Source organism: Streptomyces venetus, assembly GCF_039540295.1.
GTDB lineage: Bacteria > Actinomycetota > Actinomycetes > Streptomycetales > Streptomycetaceae > Streptomyces > Streptomyces venetus.
The window spans coordinates 74,020-89,293 of sequence record NZ_BAABET010000007.1; the positions used below are offsets into that span (position 1 = coordinate 74,020).

Sequence of the window (15,274 nt, forward strand, 5' to 3'; positions counted from 1 at the left end):
TCAGGCTCAGGGCTCAGGGACGGCGTGCCGCGCCCATCGTCCGCGCGAAGTCCACCGGGTCGCCCTCGAAGCCACGGAGGCCGGGGCGGAACTCCCACGGGCCCGAGCCGTCCCGGACGAACTCCGCCACCGTCGCGGCGGTGGCCCCGAGGACACCGCCGAAGTCGTCCTCCGCCAGGACCGTGTACCCCTCGCGGATACGCAGGCCGGGGTTGGCCACGCTGACGAACGTGCGTTCCGCCGGGCGCTGCTGGATGACGACACCGACCACCACGCGCGCGTACCGGCTGTCGAGCCGGTCGAGTTCCAGCGTCATGACCTCGTCGTAGCCGAAGCCCTGGCCGTCCTTGCTGTCCCGGTTGAGATAGATGGTGCCGTCGGGGGAGCGGCTGTCGAAGTGCACCACATAGGTGGGATCGCCGTACGGGTCGTCCGCCTGATAGGTCGCCGCCACGAGGTCCAGATCGGTGGACGGCTGCCCCGCCGGACTGGGATCCCACCGCATCGCGATCTCGACCTTGCGAAGCCCCTTGTTGAGCCCGTCCACTGCAGTCCCCTTCCCCGTACCGACCGTCCGTTCGCCCCAACTGCCCGGCGCTCCCGACTCTTTGTCCATCCTGCCACGCGTGCGCGTGCGCATGCCGAAGAGTGGTCCAGCCGAGAGTGACCGACGCCACGCTCCCTGGCCTTACCATGGCGCGGTGCTGGTCAAGTGGATTCGCTGCACCGTGGTGGACCGCCGCGGGTTCGAGCGGGGGCAGCGGAAGTGGGCGGGGCTTCTGGGGGAGCCGGGGTTTCGGGGACAGGGGGGCGGCTGGAGCCGGGGGCGGCAGGACGTGGCGCACATCTTCGCGTTCTGGGAGAGCCGCGCCTTCTACGACTCCTTCATGGCGCGGTCCCACGACCGGCTCGCGTCGGCGCAGTCGGGCACGTTCAAGGACGCGCAGGTCAGGCTCTTCGACTACCGCTTCGACGTGAAGACCGGCTTCGAACCGCGCTTCACGGACGCCGACCTGCTGCGAGTGGCGCTCTGCCGTGTCCACGAGGAGCGGGCCGAGCACTTCGTGCTGATGCAGGAGAAGGTGTGGAACCCGGCGATGGCCGGCTCGCCCGGCATGGTGCGCGGGCTCTTCGGCGAGGCGCCCGGGTGTGAGTACCTGGTGCTGTCGATGTGGCGGTCGGCCGCCGAGCACGGCAAGTACCGCACCGAACGCGTGGAGCGGCTTGCCCTGAGAGCCCAGACGGAGGCGGACGTGGCGGCGCTCACCGGGGACGTCGTGGACATGGAACCGAGCTGGACGGTGTGACGCCGAGGGGCTTGGAAGAGCGGATTCCGGTGGGTGAGCGTGCGACCGGTGTGATCTGTGGTGCGGAATCTGTGTGACCTACGCTGTATAGGTGCGGTACGAGTCCTCGACGGGCCCTCACCCGATCTAGGGTTTCGGCATGGCACGACCACGGCGCATCGTCCTTGTCCGGCACGGCGAGTCAACGGGCAATGTTGATGACTCCGTGTACGAGCGTGAACCCGACCACGCCCTCGGGTTGACCGAGCGCGGCCGACGGCAGGCGGAGGCGACGGGCGAGCGGTTGCGCGCGCTGTTCGGCGGTGAACGCGTCAGCGTGTACGTCTCCCCGTACCGCCGCACGCACGAGACGCTGCGGGCCTTCCACCTCGACACGGGCCTCATACGCGTGCGCGAGGAGCCCCGGCTGCGCGAGCAGGACTGGGGCAACTGGCAGGACCGCGACGACGTCCGCCTCCAGAAGTCCTACCGTGACGCGTACGGTCACTTCTTCTACCGTTTCGCCCAGGGGGAGTCCGGCGCCGACGTCTACGACCGGGTCGGCGGTTTCCTGGAGAGCCTGTTCCGCAGTTTCGAGGACCCCGACCACCCGCCGAACGTCCTCATCGTGACGCACGGACTGGCCATGCGGCTGTTCTGCATGCGGTGGTTCCACTGGACGGTCGCGGAGTTCGAGTCGCTGTCCAACCCCGGGAACGGCGAGGTGCGGATGCTCGTTCTGGGAGACGACGGCAAGTACACCCTCGACCGGCCGTTCGACCGCTGGCGAGATCCCGAACCGTACGGGATCTCCGGATAGAGTGGCAGGGCGATGACCGCTGACTCCTCCTCCGCGGGGCGCCTGGACCGCGCCCTGGCCTGCCTGCGCGGACTGTCCGTCGGGGACGCCTTGGGCTCCCAGTACTTCGTGCCGGTGAACTACCCGCTGCTGAAGCGCCGCGAGGTGCCGTCCGGGCCCTGGCAGTGGACCGACGACACCGAGATGGCGGGGTCCGTCGTCGCCGTCCTGGCGACTCACCACCGCATCGACCAGGACGCCCTGGCCCACTCCTTCGCGGAACACCACGACTTCGACCGGGGCTACGGTCCCGCGGTCAACCGTCTGCTGCGCCTCGTCCGGGAGGGCGGCGACTGGCGCGAACTCGCCGCCGCGCTGTTCAACGGACAGGGGTCCTGGGGAAACGGCGCGGCGATGCGGATCGCCCCGCTGGGTGCCTGGTACGCGGACGACCCGGAGCAGGCGACCCACCAGGCGGAGATCTCCGCCTACACCACCCACCAGCACCGCGAGGCCGTGGTCGGTGCCATGGCCGTAGCGGCGGCTGCCGCGTTCGCCGCCGCGCCCGGCGGGCCGCCCGGCGCCGAGGCACTCCTCGACGGGGTCATCGATCTGGTGCCGAAGAGCGCGGTCGGTGCGGGGCTGCGACGGGCCAGGGACATGCTCGACTACGGTGACGCGGCCACCGTCGCTGCGGTGCTGGGGTGCGGGCGGCGGACGACCGCCCACGACACCGTGCCCTTCGCCCTCTGGTCGGCCGCGAGGAACCTCGGTGACTACGAGCGGGGGTTCTGGACGACCGCCCAGGTGGGCGGGGACGTCGACACCACCTGCGCCATTGTGGGCGGCGTGATCGCCTCGGGGAAGGCGGGGGCGCCCCCTGCCGAGTGGGTGCGGCGGACGGAGCCGCTGCCGGACTGGGTGCCTGTGTCGATCTAGCGGTCGGGACTCGCCGTGTGGTGGGAGTTCTCGCATGCGGCGGAGGTCCTCGTGGGCTGCGATAGCTTTCCAGCGCCGGCGGACACTCCCCGGCGCCGGCGATCCTTCCTGTACCCCGGAAACTCTCCGTGTGCCTCAGGAACTCTCCGTGACCGGCCGTTCGTTGTCATGACATCCGCCGTGCGCGCCGTGAGGCCGCACACGCTGGACTACCTGCTGGTGAGCGCGCGAGAAGGGGGTGGTCATGGAGGTCCTGCTCACTGTACTGATCCGCTGGTGGGGCGCGTTCGTGCGTCACGCGGGACGCAGGAGGGTGGCCGGACCGCTGTCCTCGCCGTCCGTCCCCCAGGTCCGGTCCGGCCACCCGCTGCCCGTCGAGGACCGGCCTGTCAGCCGTCGGCAGGCCTGCGTGGCGCTCGCCGACGAGCCGCCGGGGCCGGCTCGCGATGTCCGTTCGTCAACCGAGACCCGGCCCGGCCGAGCCGGCGAGCGCCTCCAGGTCGCTCTTGCGGACCCGGATCACCAGCCAGGCGGTGACCAGGGCGAGGGCGGCAATCGCCGCGGCCGGGACGAACGCCGCCGAGATGCCCTGGGCCAGCACCTCGTGTCCCCATGGCGCCGGCAACTGGTGCGTCGCGGTGAACTCCGCCTTCTGCTCGGCGGAGCCCTCGGCCATGAACTGCGGAAGCTGCTTCTCCGCCTCGTCCTTGGTCGCCGTACCGAAGACCGTCGTCAGGATGGACAGGCCCAGGGATCCGCCCACCTGCTGGGTCGTGTTGAGCAGCCCGGAGGCGGCGCCCGCCTCGTGCTGCGCGACACCGGAGACGGCGGTGAGGGTCAACGTCACGAAGTTCAGTCCCATACCGAAGCCGAACACCAGCATCGGACCGAGGACCCCTCCGACGTACGAGCTGTCGGAGCTGATGAGCGCCTGCCAGGCCAGTCCGATCGTCGCGAGTGCCGAGCCCGCGAGCATGAACGGCTTGGGCCCCAGTACCGGCAGGAACCGCTGCGACAGACCCGCGCCGAGCGCGATCACGACCGTCACGGGCAGGAAGGCGAGGCCCGCCTGAATCGGGCTGTACCCGAGCACGTTCTGCACGAACAGCACGATGTAGAAGAACATGCCGAACATCGCCGCTGCCAGACTCAGCATGATCACGTACGTGCCCGAGCGGTTCCGGTCGGCGAACATTCGCAGCGGGGTGATCGGCTCCTTGGCCCGGGACTCGATGATCCCGAAGGCCAGCAGCAGGACCACCGCGGCAATGAAGGAACCGATGGTGAGGTCGTCCCGCCAGCCCTCGTCCGCGGCCCGGATGAAGCCGTACACGAGAGACGCCATGCCCGCGGTCGAGGTGACCGCGCCCGCTATGTCGAAGCGGCCGGTGTGCCGTTCGGACTCGCCGATGTAGAGCGGCGTGAGCACGGTGATCAGCAGGCCGATCGGCACGTTGACGAAGAGCACCCAGCGCCAGTCGAGCCATTCGGTGAGCATGCCGCCCGCGAGCAGACCGATGGCGCCACCACCCGCGGAGACCGCGGCGAAGACGCCGAAGGCCCGGTTGCGTTCCGGGCCCTCGGGGAACGTGGTGGTGATGAGTGCCAGCGCGGTGGGCGACGCGATCGCGCCACCGACGCCCTGCAGGACCCGTGCGGCCAGCAACTGCCAGGGTTCCTGGGCGAGCCCGCCGAGCAGCGAGGCAAAGGTGAAGAGCAGGATGCCGGTCATGAAGACACGGCGACGGCCGAGGATGTCACCGGCGCGGCCGCCGAGGAGCAGCAGGCCGCCGAAGGTGAGTGTGTAGGAGCTGACGACCCAGGTGAGGTCGGTGGTGCTGAACTCGAGTGCGTCTTGAATGTGCGGGAGCGCGATGTTCACAATCGTCGCGTCGAGTACCACCATGAGTTGGCAGGCCGCGATGACGGCGAGTGCGATGCCGGGATGCCCGTCTCGGCGTGCCGCGCCCGGCTTCTTGTCCTGGAGCAATGGAGAGGTTGTCACTATGGGTCCCCCACAAAAGCGTTAGTGAACGCTGGCGTTCACTGTCGCGTCAACGGTACTGAGTCCCCGACAGTGAACGCAAGCGTTCACTCGCGGCGTCGTCGTGCGGCACGTCCCCCTTTGCTGCCGCCCGAGGCGTCCGCCATCCCCTAAATGTCCGCTTCAGCCGCTCGTTGGAGAGAGTCAGATGGTTACCCCGAGCTGGGCGGATGCCCCCGCTCAGACAGCGGCCCGCCGCCGCGGCGCCGTGCTCGAACGCGCAATCCTCGAGGCCGCGTTGGACCAACTCAGCACCGTCGGCTGGAACGGTCTGACGATGGAAGGTGTCGCCGCGGGCGCGCAGACCGGAAAGGCCGCGGTGTATCGGCGATGGCCCTCCAAGGAGGACCTCGTCGCCGACGCCCTGCGGGCCGGACTGCCGCACTTCGACTCGGCGCCGGACGAGGGTGGGGTCCGTGCGGATCTTGTGGCGCTGTGTCGGCGAGCCCGCGACGCGATGTTCTCCCGCCCGGGTTTCGCGCTTCGCTCGGTGATTCACGAGTGCGACACGACGCAAGCGGAACGCTTCCATGCCGTGATCTTCGACGGGGTCGTGGAGCCCACCATCAAGATGCTGCGAGAGGTCATCGAGCGTGGGATCGCGCGAGGCGAGGTCCGTTCGGATGCGGCGAACGGATATGTCTTCGACGCCATCCCGGCGATGATGATGTACCGCAACAAGATGTGCGGCTGCGAATGGCAAGACCATGAAATCGACGAGATGATCGACGAGTTGATGGTTCCGCTGCTGCGGCCGAGCGGCGCCTGACCGGGGTCGGCGAGGGCTCTGGCGCCGTTCGGGCGGGCCAGGGTGTCGCGGGCGGTTCCGGGCGGCGTAACCTAGGGGCGCCATGCCGTACGAACCGCCTACTCACACCGTCGAGCGCTCCCTTCGAGCCACGACCGGAGCGAAGATCGTTGCAGGTGTCGACGAGGTGGGGCGAGGTGCGTGGGCGGGGCCCGTCACCGTCTGCGCGGCGATCACCGGACTGCGTCGGCCGCCCGAGGGCCTCACGGATTCGAAGCTGCTCACCATCAAGCGGCGTACCGAACTCGCCGAGGTGCTGCGGACGTGGGTGACGTCGTTCGCTCTGGGGCACGCTTCCCCCGAGGAGATAGACGAGCTGGGCATGACGGCCGCGTTGCGACTGGCGGCGTGCCGTGCTCTGGAGGCACTGCCGGTCCGCCCGGACGCGGTCATCCTCGACGGCAAGCACGACTATCTCGGTGCGCCCTGGCGGGTCCGTACAGTGATCAAGGGCGACCAGTCGTGCGTGGCTGTCGCGGCGGCTTCGGTGATCGCCAAGGTCCAGCGCGACAAAATGATGGCCGAACTGGGTATCGACCATGCAGACTTCGGTTTTGCGGACAACGCCGGGTATCCCTCACCCGTGCACAAGGCCGCACTGGCGGAGCGGGGCCCCACCCCCTACCACCGGTTGTCGTGGGCGTATCTTGATGCGCTGCCCCAGTGGCGGCATCTCAAGAAGGTCCGCAACTGGACGGACGGAAGCGTTCCGGAAATCGAGGGTCAGCTCGGCTTCGATTTCTGACGGTTTTGTTCGCACGCATGCGCCACCCGCCGACGCGGGCCGTACCAACGTTTGATAAATATCAACTCATGCCTCTCATTCCCGAGGAGCCTCAGATTCACGAGAGTGCCCAGGGTCCCCGCGCCACTCCGGCCAGTGGCCGCACCGCGCCGACCCCTCGTCCCGTACCCGGCCCCCGTCCCGCGGCTCCGTCGCGTCCCGGTCGTCCCGGCCCTCTGCGGCCCGCGCCGCCGGTGCAGCGCACGGCGCGGGACGCGGCCGCCAAGCCCGGTCCGTCGGGCCCCGCTGCTCCGGCCACCCCGCAGATCCAGCTGATCCCTGCTTCCGCCGAAGGCGCGCTCGACGCCGCCGAGGAAGCAGTGGACCTGCTCCTGGACTCCGGTCGTGCCCCCAGCGACGTCCTGGTGATCACGACCGGCGAACAGCACCCGTGGGCCACCCACGAGCTGTCCTTCGGTGAGACCTCGTACTGGGCCCAGCACGACGCCCGGGACGACGTCTTCTACACGGACGCCACCGTCGCGGCCCGCGCCGCGTCGCGCCCGGTGGTCGTGGTCGCCGTCAACGGCGAATCCGAGGCCGCAGCCGCGAGCGCCCTGTCCCTGGCCCATGCCCGGGCCACCGCCCTGCTGATCGTCTGTGGCGATCCGCAGCGGATCAACTCGGTGCTGGGCGCCGGCGTCTGAGCCGGTTCGGCAGCGTCCGGTCGGGCGCTGGTGGCCGACTTCAGGCGCCGCTCCGGCGGCGCCGCACGGTGGGCGGTTCGGCGTGCCCCGAAAAGTGGACACCGTGGCTGCGCGACCCCGCACCGTCGGGGGAGCGCGCTCCGCGGCTGTACGCGGTCGGCTCCCGTCCGGGCTCAGCCCGGTGCGGGACCTGCGGTCCTACGCAGTGACTGCCGGTCACACGGATCGTGGTGTGCCGCCGTGCGGCGGGGCCTGGCCCCCGATCCGTGCGGACAGGCCTGGCCGGGACCTCAGCGCGCCGCCGCTGCGCGGCGCAGTATCTCGGAGGCCGCGCCGCCGGTGCGTGGCAGTGGTGGCGGCGCCTCGGACATGCCGAACGGCTCCGGCTCCGAGGCCGAGTGGGGGCGGCGTCCGCCGCGGCCCTCGCCCAGGACCTGCCAGCCGTCCCGAGTCAGCGTGATGTAGGCCCCGCAGCGCAGCCCGTGCAGGGTGCATGCATCGCGCAGCCCCCACATCCACGCGCCGTCCTCCTCCGTCCAACGCGCGTCGCCCTCACGGCAGTAGAGCAGCACCGCGGTGCGCACCGGTGTGCGCCGCCGCAGATCGTGCGGGATGACCCGGCGCAGCTGCGCCAGCAGCACGTTGCGGAACATCCAGCCGTCGGCCGGGGCCGGACGCCGGACGAACGAGGCGCTCGCCCGCAGCCGCTCGTCAGGGTCGAGCACGGCGACGACAGCGGTCGCCGGCTTCGGGTGGTGCCGGGCGTGCAGTCCGCTGACGACATCGCGAGGGTTGCGCAGCAGCGGGATCCCCGCGGCGGCCCATTCCGCGGGTTCGAGCAAGCGGTTGGCGGACACGGCGGATGTCGACGCCGCTGCCGAGGCCGGAGCGAATCCGAAGGTCACGGTCCTCCCTTCGGCTACGCGCCCACACTGCGGGCGGGGTCGGATTCCTGGGAGCGCACACCACGGCGAAGCCCTGCCGGAGCGGCGGACATGCCTGCGGGGAGCGGACCTCAATTCTTCCTGTCGAACGTGGATGCGGCAACGAGCAATTGGAGCAGCCGACCGTTATCAGATGATGCGCCGTTAATATCCCTACCCCGTGTGCCGACAGGCCACCCTCGGGGCGCTCGAGCCAGACACGTTCGTACGTCAAGCAGGTGCGCGGCGTCCAGAGGCGTGCGCAAGTGGTGAGGTGGCCGGAGCACGGGGCGGCCGGAGCACGGTCGCGTGGCGGTGCCCCGTCGCGTGGCCGGCGCCGAGCCGGCCACGCGACGGGGTGGTCGAGGCTCTCGACGCGCCGTCAGCCCTGCACGGCCAGCACCAGCGGCAACACCCCCTGCGCACCGGAGCGTCGAAGCATGCGGGCCGCGACCGCGAGGGTCCAGCCGGTCTCCGTGTAGTCGTCCACGAGAAGGACCGGGCCCTGGGCCTCGGCGAGGGCGGACGCGAGGGCGGGCGGCACGGTCAGCGCCCCGTCGAGCGCCTTCAGTCGCTGTGCGCTGTTGCTCCGCGGGCCCGGATGCGCGTCGCCCGAGTACTCGACGGCGCCCAGCAGCGGCAGCCGGCCGATCTCCGCGATGCGCGCTCCCAGGGAGTGGATCAACCGGGGACGTGTGCGCGAGGCGACGGTGACGACCCCGGCCGGGCGCGGCTGGGCGTCCGGAGCGCCCGGGGCCCAGCCGCCGGGTCCCTTGGCCCAGTCGGCCAGCACGCCCACGACCGCCTTCGCCACATCGTCCGGAACGGCTCCGTCGGCCGCGTGCGGTGCGAGCATCGGACGCAGCCGGTTGCCCCAGCCGATGTCCGACAGACGCCCCAACGCGCGTCCCACCGAGGCCTGTTCACCCGCCGGGATCCGTCCCTTCAGATCCACTCCGATCGCCGGCAGTCCCGTCGGCCACATCCGGCGGGGCTCCACCTCGACACCCGCCCGCCCCAGGTCCACGCGCGCCGCGTCGAGTGCCTCGTCGGAGGTGTCCACGGCGAAGCGCGGGCCGGCGCAGTTGTCGCAGCGACCGCACGGCTTCGCGGCCTCGTCGTCCAGCTGGCGCTGCAGGAACTCCATACGGCAGTCCGTCGTCGCCGCGTACTCGCGCATCGCCTGCTGCTCGGCCTTGCGTTGACGCGCCACCCACGCGTACCGGTCCGCGTCGTAGGCCCACGGCTGCCCGGTCGCGATCCAGCCCCCCTTGACCCGCTTGACCGCCCCGTCGACGTCGAGGACCTTGAGCATGGTCTCCAGGCGGGAGCGGCGCAGCTCCACCAGGGGCTCCAGCGCGGGGAGAGACAGGGGCTTCTCCGCGTGCGCGAGGACGTCGAGCGTGCGGCGCACCAAATCTTCCGAGGGGAAGGCGAGCGACGCGAAGTACTCCCAGATCGCCTCGTCCTCCTTCCCGGGGAGCAAGAGCACTTCGGCGTGTTCCACGCCGCGTCCCGCGCGACCCACCTGCTGGTAGTAGGCGATGGGGGAGGAGGGCGAGCCGAGGTGCACCACGAAGCCCAGATCGGGCTTGTCGAAGCCCATCCCGAGCGCCGACGTGGCGACCAGCGCCTTCACCTTGTTGCCGAGCAGGTCCTCCTCCGCCTGCTGGCGATCGGCGTTCTCCGTCTTGCCCGTGTACGAGGCGACAGAGTGCCCGCGCTGCCGCAGGAAGGCGGTGACCTCCTCGGCGGTGGCCACGGTGAGCGTGTAGATGATCCCCGAACCCGGCAGTTCGTCGAGGTGCTGGGCGAGCCAGGCCATCCGGTGCGCGGCGTCCGGTAGCCGCAGCACGCTCAGGCTCAGACTGTCCCGGTCCAGCGGGCCACGCAGCACGAGGGCGTCCGAGCCGCCCCCGGTGCCGAGCTGCTCCGCGACGTCGGCCGTCACCCGCGCGTTGGCGGTGGCGGTGGTGGCGAGCACCGGCACGCCGGCGGGAAGGTCGGCGAGCATGGTGCGCAGCCGTCGGTAGTCCGGCCGGAAGTCGTGGCCCCAGTCGGAGATGCAGTGGGCCTCGTCCACCACCAGCAGCCCGGTGGCGGCGGCGAGCCGGGGCAGTACCTGGTCCCGGAAGTCCGGGTTGTTGAGCCGCTCGGGGCTCACGAGCAGGACGTCGACCTCACCCGCAGCGATCTCGTCCTGGACGGCGTCCCACTCCTCGGTGTTCGAGGAGTTGATGGTCCGGGCGTGGATGCCGGCCCGGGCCGCTGCCTCGACCTGGTTCCGCATGAGCGCGAGCAGAGGGGAGACGATCACGGTCGGACCGCTGCCCCGCGCCCGCAGCAGCGAGGTCGCCACGAAGTAGACCGCGGACTTGCCCCAGCCCGTGCGCTGGACGACCAGGGCGCGACGTCTGTCGGCCACCAGGGCCTCGATCGCCCGCCACTGGTCCTCGCGCAGCCGGGCCGTGCCCGAGACGTCCCCGACGAGACGGGCGAGGACCGCGTCGGCCGATGCCCGGAGATCCGCGTTGCTCGTGTGCTCCATGCGGTCCATACAACAGGACGGCACTGACAGCGCGAGCGGAGCACCGCTCACTACTCCACCATGACGTGTCCCTGATCGGACTTATCCACAGGGTCAAGCGGAGCTTTGCATTCCGCGAGATCGTCTTCGCATGACGAACCACAGCGAAACGACTGGATCCTCTGAAAACGGCGACATCCCCGAGCCCGAGGCGCTCGGCGAGCGCGAGGGCGGTGCGCGGAAGATGCGGCAGCACGAAGCCGGTGACCCGGCCGGGCTGCATGTCCCCGGCCCCGCCTACGACGGCCACGGCGGCGACCACCAGGTCACGTTGCGCACCCCGGCCGAACTGGCCGACGCCCTGCCCTATCTGCTCGGGTACCGGCCCGAGGACAGCATCGTCCTGGTCGCGCTGCACGACAAGGACGGACGCGGGCGGTTCGGCGGCCGGGCCCGGCTCGGCATCCCCGCGAACGCGGACGACTGGCCGTCCGCCGCCCGGCAACTGGCCAACGGACTGGTGAAGGGCAGCGAGCGCCGAGGGGCCCGGCCGGAGTCGATGGTCGCCTTCGTGTGCCAGGAACCGGAGAAGGGCCAGACAGGACAGCAGGTCATGGAGCGGCTGAAACCGCTGGCCCACAAGCTGCGCGTGGAGTGCGGTTCCCTGGACGTGACGGTGGTCGAGGCACTGTGCATCTCCGACGGCCGCTACTGGTCCTACTGCTGTGACAACGCCGCGTGCTGCCCGTCCGAGGGAGCCCCCATGGGACTGCCGGGCACATCCGTGCTGGCAGCCGCGGCCACCTACGCGGGGATCCAGGTGCGCGGCAGCCTGAGGGAGCTCCGGGCCCGGCTGCTCCCCTGGGAGAGCGCCGCCGCCCTCGCGCAGGAGGCCGCCCTCGACACCGCCAGCATGGCGCTGGTCCCGAGGATCCTGGACGACGAGGGCCGCGCCGGAGTGGCCGACGAGACGCTGGAGTTGGCGGAGCGCGTCCTGGACCGTTTCGCCGAGGCACATCCGGTCTCCGGCATGCTCCTGGCGGATCTCCGTGACGACGAGCTTCTCGGGCATTCCGAGGCCGCCCGGTTGATCCTCGGCCTCCAGGACCGTGGGACCCGTGACCGTGCGGCCGAGTGGATGGAGGGGGATGAAGCCGGACGCGCCCTGCGCCTCTGGCGATCGCTGGCCCGCCGCTGCGTCGGACCCTACGCCGAGCATGCCGCCGCGCCCCTCACGCTCGCCGGCTGGGTCGCATGGTCCACGGGTGACGAACTGGAGGCCAGGGAAGCGTTCGCCATGGCCCTGGGTGCGGACCCCGACTACCTCTTCGCCCGTCTCCTGCACCAGGCGTGCAACGAAGGTCTCGACCCGGAGTCGATCCGCAGCTGCCTGCGGGCGGAGCGCAAAGACAGGGGGCGCGCCGAGACCGACAGCTCAGAAGCTCGGGCCGACCGCTCGGAGTCCCGGTCCGACCGCTCGGAGTCCCGGCCCGATGGCTCGGAGATTCAGGCCGATGGCTGGGTGACTCAGGCCGACGGGTTGGAAGCTCGGGCGGACGAAGCGGCCGTGAAGGCCGGTGGCTCCGCCGGGCCGGCGGACGGCTCCCAGGCGGCCGCACCCACGTCCACAGCGGTGCCCTCACGTCGTCGACGCCGTCCCCGTTCCATCGGGGCCGTCGGGGCGACCGGCGCGGCCGCTGGCCGCACGCGCGCGGGAGACCGCGCCCCGGGCGTGCGAGCTCCCCGGCGGCGTACACAGCCGGGGACTGCGCGACCCGCGGACACCGCACGACCTGCCGGTGCCTCGGAAGCCGGTCCCCGTGCGCGTACGGGACGGAAGGCGGCGATGCCGTACGTCGACGCAGGCCAGGAGGTCGCGCAGCCCGGCCACAGCCCGGAGGGGGAGGAGTGAGTGCCGCCCCGGTGGCTTCGACGTGCGAGGGGCGGCCGGGCCACGGGCGTGACCCGGAGGAGGTTGACGCCGTTCACCTGAGTGGCGGAACGGCTGAACGGGCCGCGGCGCCGCACCGCCCCTGCTCCGTCGCAGCCCTCCGGCACCGGCGCCGAACCCGATCGAGGCGCACAGAGCCCAGAGGAGGCCTCCTCATGCACCAGCCGACTCCGCCCTGCGTCGCCGCTGCCGACGACCGGCGCGTTTCGGGCGGGCCCTTGCCGTCCCAGGGGCCGGGCTCCGAACTGCCCGAGGCAGGCACAGCCGAGTCAAGCGATCAGAACGTCGTTCCACGGCCGACGGGGCGTGTCGACGGTTTTGGGCCCAGGTTCCCCTTGGGGGCCCCGCGCCCCGTGTCACCTTCCGGCGGGGAATCGTGCCCGCCGTCGCCGCTGGGCTCGGGCCGTTCGTCTACCGGCCAGGAAGGCCAGTCCGGCAGCCCCGGTCCCACGCCGAAGTACGGCTCGCCCGCGCAGCCCGCACCGACTTCTACCCAGGGCCGGCCGGCTGATCAACGCCGGACTCCGTCCTGTACCGGACGAACACCTGCCTCCCCCGCCCCTCCCAGGGGTGGTGCCACGGTCCCCGGACTGCGCTGGTCCGCCGACCTGCCGCCCGCTCACTCAGTGATGATCTGCGTCGCCCTGCCCGGACTGGCCATCTCGACCGAGGCCGGACAGATGACCGGCCGCGGACTGGAGGGGTTCTACCGCGCCGGACGACGCGTGCTCTCCCGGTGCGAGATCCGCGTGGCCGGACGGGAACCCCTCGCGGTTCAGGCCCGGATGGCCGAGGCCGACCGCGCCAGGTTCGTGGGCACGCTGCGCACGTCCCCGCAGGCAGGACCGGACCCGGATGTGGTCGTGGAACGCAACCGGTACGCGGACGGCACGGAGCGGATCACCCTGCACAGCGCGGCGCCCCGCCCGCTGCGCCTGCCGGTCGAAGTGTCCCTGGGCACGGACCTGGCCGACCTCGGATCGATCGCCTCGGGCAGCACGGGGCCCGAACTGCCCGCCAGCGTCCACGCCTCCGGCTTGCGCTGGTCCTGTGCCACCGGCACCGCGTCCGTGACGGCGGAACCCCCGCCCTCGGACGCCGTGGCCTCGGCCGGTCTGCTGCGATGGGAGCTCGACCTGCCGCCCGGCGGCAGCAGAAGCATCGAGCTGCGGGTGCGCCCGGACGGCGCCGGTCCCCTCCGGGCCGCCGGCCGTGCGGCCACCAGCCCCCTCGCCGCCGCGCGTGCGGAAGGCGACGACCTCAGAGTCTCCGCACTCCTGCGGACGAGCATCGAGGACCTCCAGGCACTCCTGCTGCGGGACTCCGCGAACCCCACCGACACCCACCTCGCGGCGGGCGCGCCCTGGCGCTGCGGTCTGGCACCCGCCGACGCTCTCGTGGCCGCCCGGATGGCCCTGCCGCTCGGTACCGGCCTGGCGGCGGGGACGCTGCGGACCCTCGCCCGAACACAACTCACCGGCCCGGGACCGCAGTGCGGGATGATTCCCGGCCCGAGACGGGACGCCGGGCCGCACCTTCCGCCGCAGTGCACCGGCACGGAGGCCACGCTGCTCTTCCCGGCACTGCTCGCCGAGGCCCGCCGCTGGGGCCTGAGCGAGCAGGAGACGGAGGAACTGCTGCCTGCCGCCGAGCGCTGCCTGACCTGGCTGCGCACCACCGTGGGTGAGCACACCTACCTGCGTGACCCGCATCCCGGCGGCCCCGCCCGGTGCGAGATACAGGCGCATGCCCACCGAGCGGCACTGCTCGGCGCAGACCTGCTCGACGCATGCGGCCGCGCGGGAGCGACGGCACTCCGGCAGTGGGCACAGACCTTACGGACCGCGTTCCGGACGGACTTCTGGATCGACGACCGAGGGGGTGGCCGGCCCGCCGCGGCCCGGGCCCTGGACGGCAGGCCCGCGCCTCACCTGGGCGTGGCCGCCGTCCACCTCCTCGACACCGGCCTGCTGGGCGGGGGAGCGCTGGCACCCGGGCTGCTCGACGAGGTGCAGACCCAGAAACTCGCCCGGCTGCTCGGCAGCCCCCTCATGGACTCGGGCTGGGGCCTGCGCGGGCTGGGCGCGAAGGAAGCGGGATACAACCCGTTCGGCCACCGAGCCGGGGCCGTACGGGTCCAGGAGACGGCCCTGGCCGTCGCGGGTCTGGCCGCCGTCGGCTACGAGAAGGAAGCGAGTTCGCTCCTGCGCGGCGTACTGGGGGCGGCCGAGACCTTCGCCTACCGGTTGCCGGAGATGTACGCCGGTGAACAGCGCACGGAGGGGAGCGCTCCCCTCCCGCACCCGGCCGCCTGCCGCCCGGCGGCGACATCGGCGGCTGCCGGCGTCCTGCTGCTGACCACACTCGCGGGCATTCGCCCCGACGCTCCGGCAGGGACGGTCACCCTCTGTCCCGTGCGCAGCGCGCCCCTGGGCGAGATCGGTCTGACAGGGCTGCGGGTGGCGGGAGCCCCGTTCTCCGTGCGGGTCAGCCGGCTCGGCCTCGCCATGGTCGAGGAGGCGGCCGACGGCTTGCAACTGGGGGTGTGAACTGGAAGGACGCGCGG

Annotated in this window: 12 protein-coding genes; 8 read left to right on the plus strand and 4 right to left on the minus strand. The window is 71.6% G+C overall.

Features of this window, described 5'->3' with window-relative positions:
- Positions 1 to 13: 13 nt before the first annotated feature.
- The gene (locus ABEA82_RS23170; protein ID WP_345663536.1) at positions 14 to 547 is read right to left on the minus strand and encodes a TerD family protein; all 534 of its coding nucleotides are present in this window, start codon (positions 545 to 547) and stop codon (positions 14 to 16) included.
- A gap of 154 nt (positions 548 to 701) precedes the next feature.
- Here ABEA82_RS23170 and ABEA82_RS23175 point away from each other — a divergent pair, with 154 nt between their 5' ends.
- The 3 genes from ABEA82_RS23175 to ABEA82_RS23185 all read left to right on the plus strand — a co-directional run bounded on the left by ABEA82_RS23175 (position 702) and on the right by ABEA82_RS23185 (position 3,024).
- A complete protein-coding gene (locus ABEA82_RS23175; protein ID WP_003993447.1) occupies positions 702 to 1,307 on the plus strand; it encodes a YdbC family protein in 606 nt (201 codons plus the stop codon).
- Positions 1,308 to 1,446: 139 nt separating this feature from the next.
- Positions 1,447 to 2,106, plus strand: a complete 660-nt coding sequence (locus ABEA82_RS23180; protein ID WP_345663537.1) for a histidine phosphatase family protein — start codon at positions 1,447 to 1,449, stop codon at positions 2,104 to 2,106.
- A gap of 12 nt (positions 2,107 to 2,118) precedes the next feature.
- Positions 2,119 to 3,024: an ADP-ribosylglycohydrolase family protein gene (locus ABEA82_RS23185; RefSeq protein WP_345663538.1), complete on the plus strand. Its 906-nt coding sequence runs from the start codon at positions 2,119 to 2,121 to the stop codon at positions 3,022 to 3,024.
- A gap of 457 nt (positions 3,025 to 3,481) precedes the next feature.
- On the opposite strand, the gene ABEA82_RS23190 is transcribed toward ABEA82_RS23185, so the two are convergent.
- Entirely contained in the window at positions 3,482 to 5,029 is a 1,548-nt protein-coding gene (locus ABEA82_RS23190) for an MFS transporter (protein WP_345663539.1), read from the minus strand.
- A gap of 187 nt (positions 5,030 to 5,216) precedes the next feature.
- On the opposite strand from ABEA82_RS23190, the gene ABEA82_RS23195 reads away from it, so the two are divergent.
- From ABEA82_RS23195 to ABEA82_RS23205, 3 genes are all read left to right on the plus strand, one after another.
- On the plus strand, positions 5,217 to 5,837 hold the full coding sequence (locus ABEA82_RS23195; RefSeq protein WP_345663540.1) for a TetR/AcrR family transcriptional regulator: 621 nt from the start codon (positions 5,217 to 5,219) through the stop codon (positions 5,835 to 5,837).
- Between the two features lie 82 nt (positions 5,838 to 5,919).
- The gene (locus tag ABEA82_RS23200; RefSeq protein WP_345663541.1) at positions 5,920 to 6,621 is read left to right on the plus strand and encodes a ribonuclease HII; all 702 of its coding nucleotides are present in this window, start codon (positions 5,920 to 5,922) and stop codon (positions 6,619 to 6,621) included.
- A gap of 68 nt (positions 6,622 to 6,689) precedes the next feature.
- Positions 6,690 to 7,307, plus strand: a complete 618-nt coding sequence (locus ABEA82_RS23205; protein WP_345663542.1) for a hypothetical protein — start codon at positions 6,690 to 6,692, stop codon at positions 7,305 to 7,307.
- Positions 7,308 to 7,597: 290 nt separating this feature from the next.
- Here the strand turns inward: ABEA82_RS23205 and ABEA82_RS23210 are convergent, their stop codons facing one another.
- Together ABEA82_RS23210 and ABEA82_RS23215 are read right to left on the minus strand one after the other, a co-directional pair.
- Entirely contained in the window at positions 7,598 to 8,212 is a 615-nt protein-coding gene (locus ABEA82_RS23210) for a hypothetical protein (RefSeq protein ID WP_345663543.1), read from the minus strand.
- Positions 8,213 to 8,612: 400 nt separating this feature from the next.
- Complete coding sequence (locus tag ABEA82_RS23215) at positions 8,613 to 10,778, minus strand: RecQ family ATP-dependent DNA helicase (protein WP_345663544.1); 2,166 nt, start codon at positions 10,776 to 10,778, stop codon at positions 8,613 to 8,615.
- Positions 10,779 to 10,908: 130 nt separating this feature from the next.
- On the opposite strand from ABEA82_RS23215, the gene ABEA82_RS23220 reads away from it, so the two are divergent.
- Together ABEA82_RS23220 and ABEA82_RS23225 are read left to right on the plus strand one after the other, a co-directional pair.
- Entirely contained in the window at positions 10,909 to 12,669 is a 1,761-nt protein-coding gene (locus tag ABEA82_RS23220) for a DUF4192 domain-containing protein (protein ID WP_345663545.1), read from the plus strand.
- Between the two features lie 668 nt (positions 12,670 to 13,337).
- Positions 13,338 to 15,257, plus strand: a complete 1,920-nt coding sequence (locus ABEA82_RS23225) for a glycogen debranching N-terminal domain-containing protein (protein ID WP_345663898.1) — start codon at positions 13,338 to 13,340, stop codon at positions 15,255 to 15,257.
- Positions 15,258 to 15,274: the final 17 nt, after the last annotated feature.

Coding starts and splice junctions, on each gene's coding strand:
- ABEA82_RS23215 (WP_345663544.1), bottom strand. CDS start 10,778: ATGGAGCACACGAGCAACGCGGATCTCCGGGCATCGGCCGACGCGGTC.
- ABEA82_RS23180 (WP_345663537.1), top strand. CDS start 1,447: ATGGCACGACCACGGCGCATCGTCCTTGTCCGGCACGGCGAGTCAACG.
- ABEA82_RS23205 (WP_345663542.1), top strand. CDS start 6,690: ATGCCTCTCATTCCCGAGGAGCCTCAGATTCACGAGAGTGCCCAGGGT.
- ABEA82_RS23225 (WP_345663898.1), top strand. CDS start 13,338: ATGATCTGCGTCGCCCTGCCCGGACTGGCCATCTCGACCGAGGCCGGA.
- ABEA82_RS23185 (WP_345663538.1), top strand. CDS start 2,119: ATGACCGCTGACTCCTCCTCCGCGGGGCGCCTGGACCGCGCCCTGGCC.
- ABEA82_RS23220 (WP_345663545.1), top strand. CDS start 10,909: ATGACGAACCACAGCGAAACGACTGGATCCTCTGAAAACGGCGACATC.
- ABEA82_RS23195 (WP_345663540.1), top strand. CDS start 5,217: ATGGTTACCCCGAGCTGGGCGGATGCCCCCGCTCAGACAGCGGCCCGC.
- ABEA82_RS23200 (WP_345663541.1), top strand. CDS start 5,920: ATGCCGTACGAACCGCCTACTCACACCGTCGAGCGCTCCCTTCGAGCC.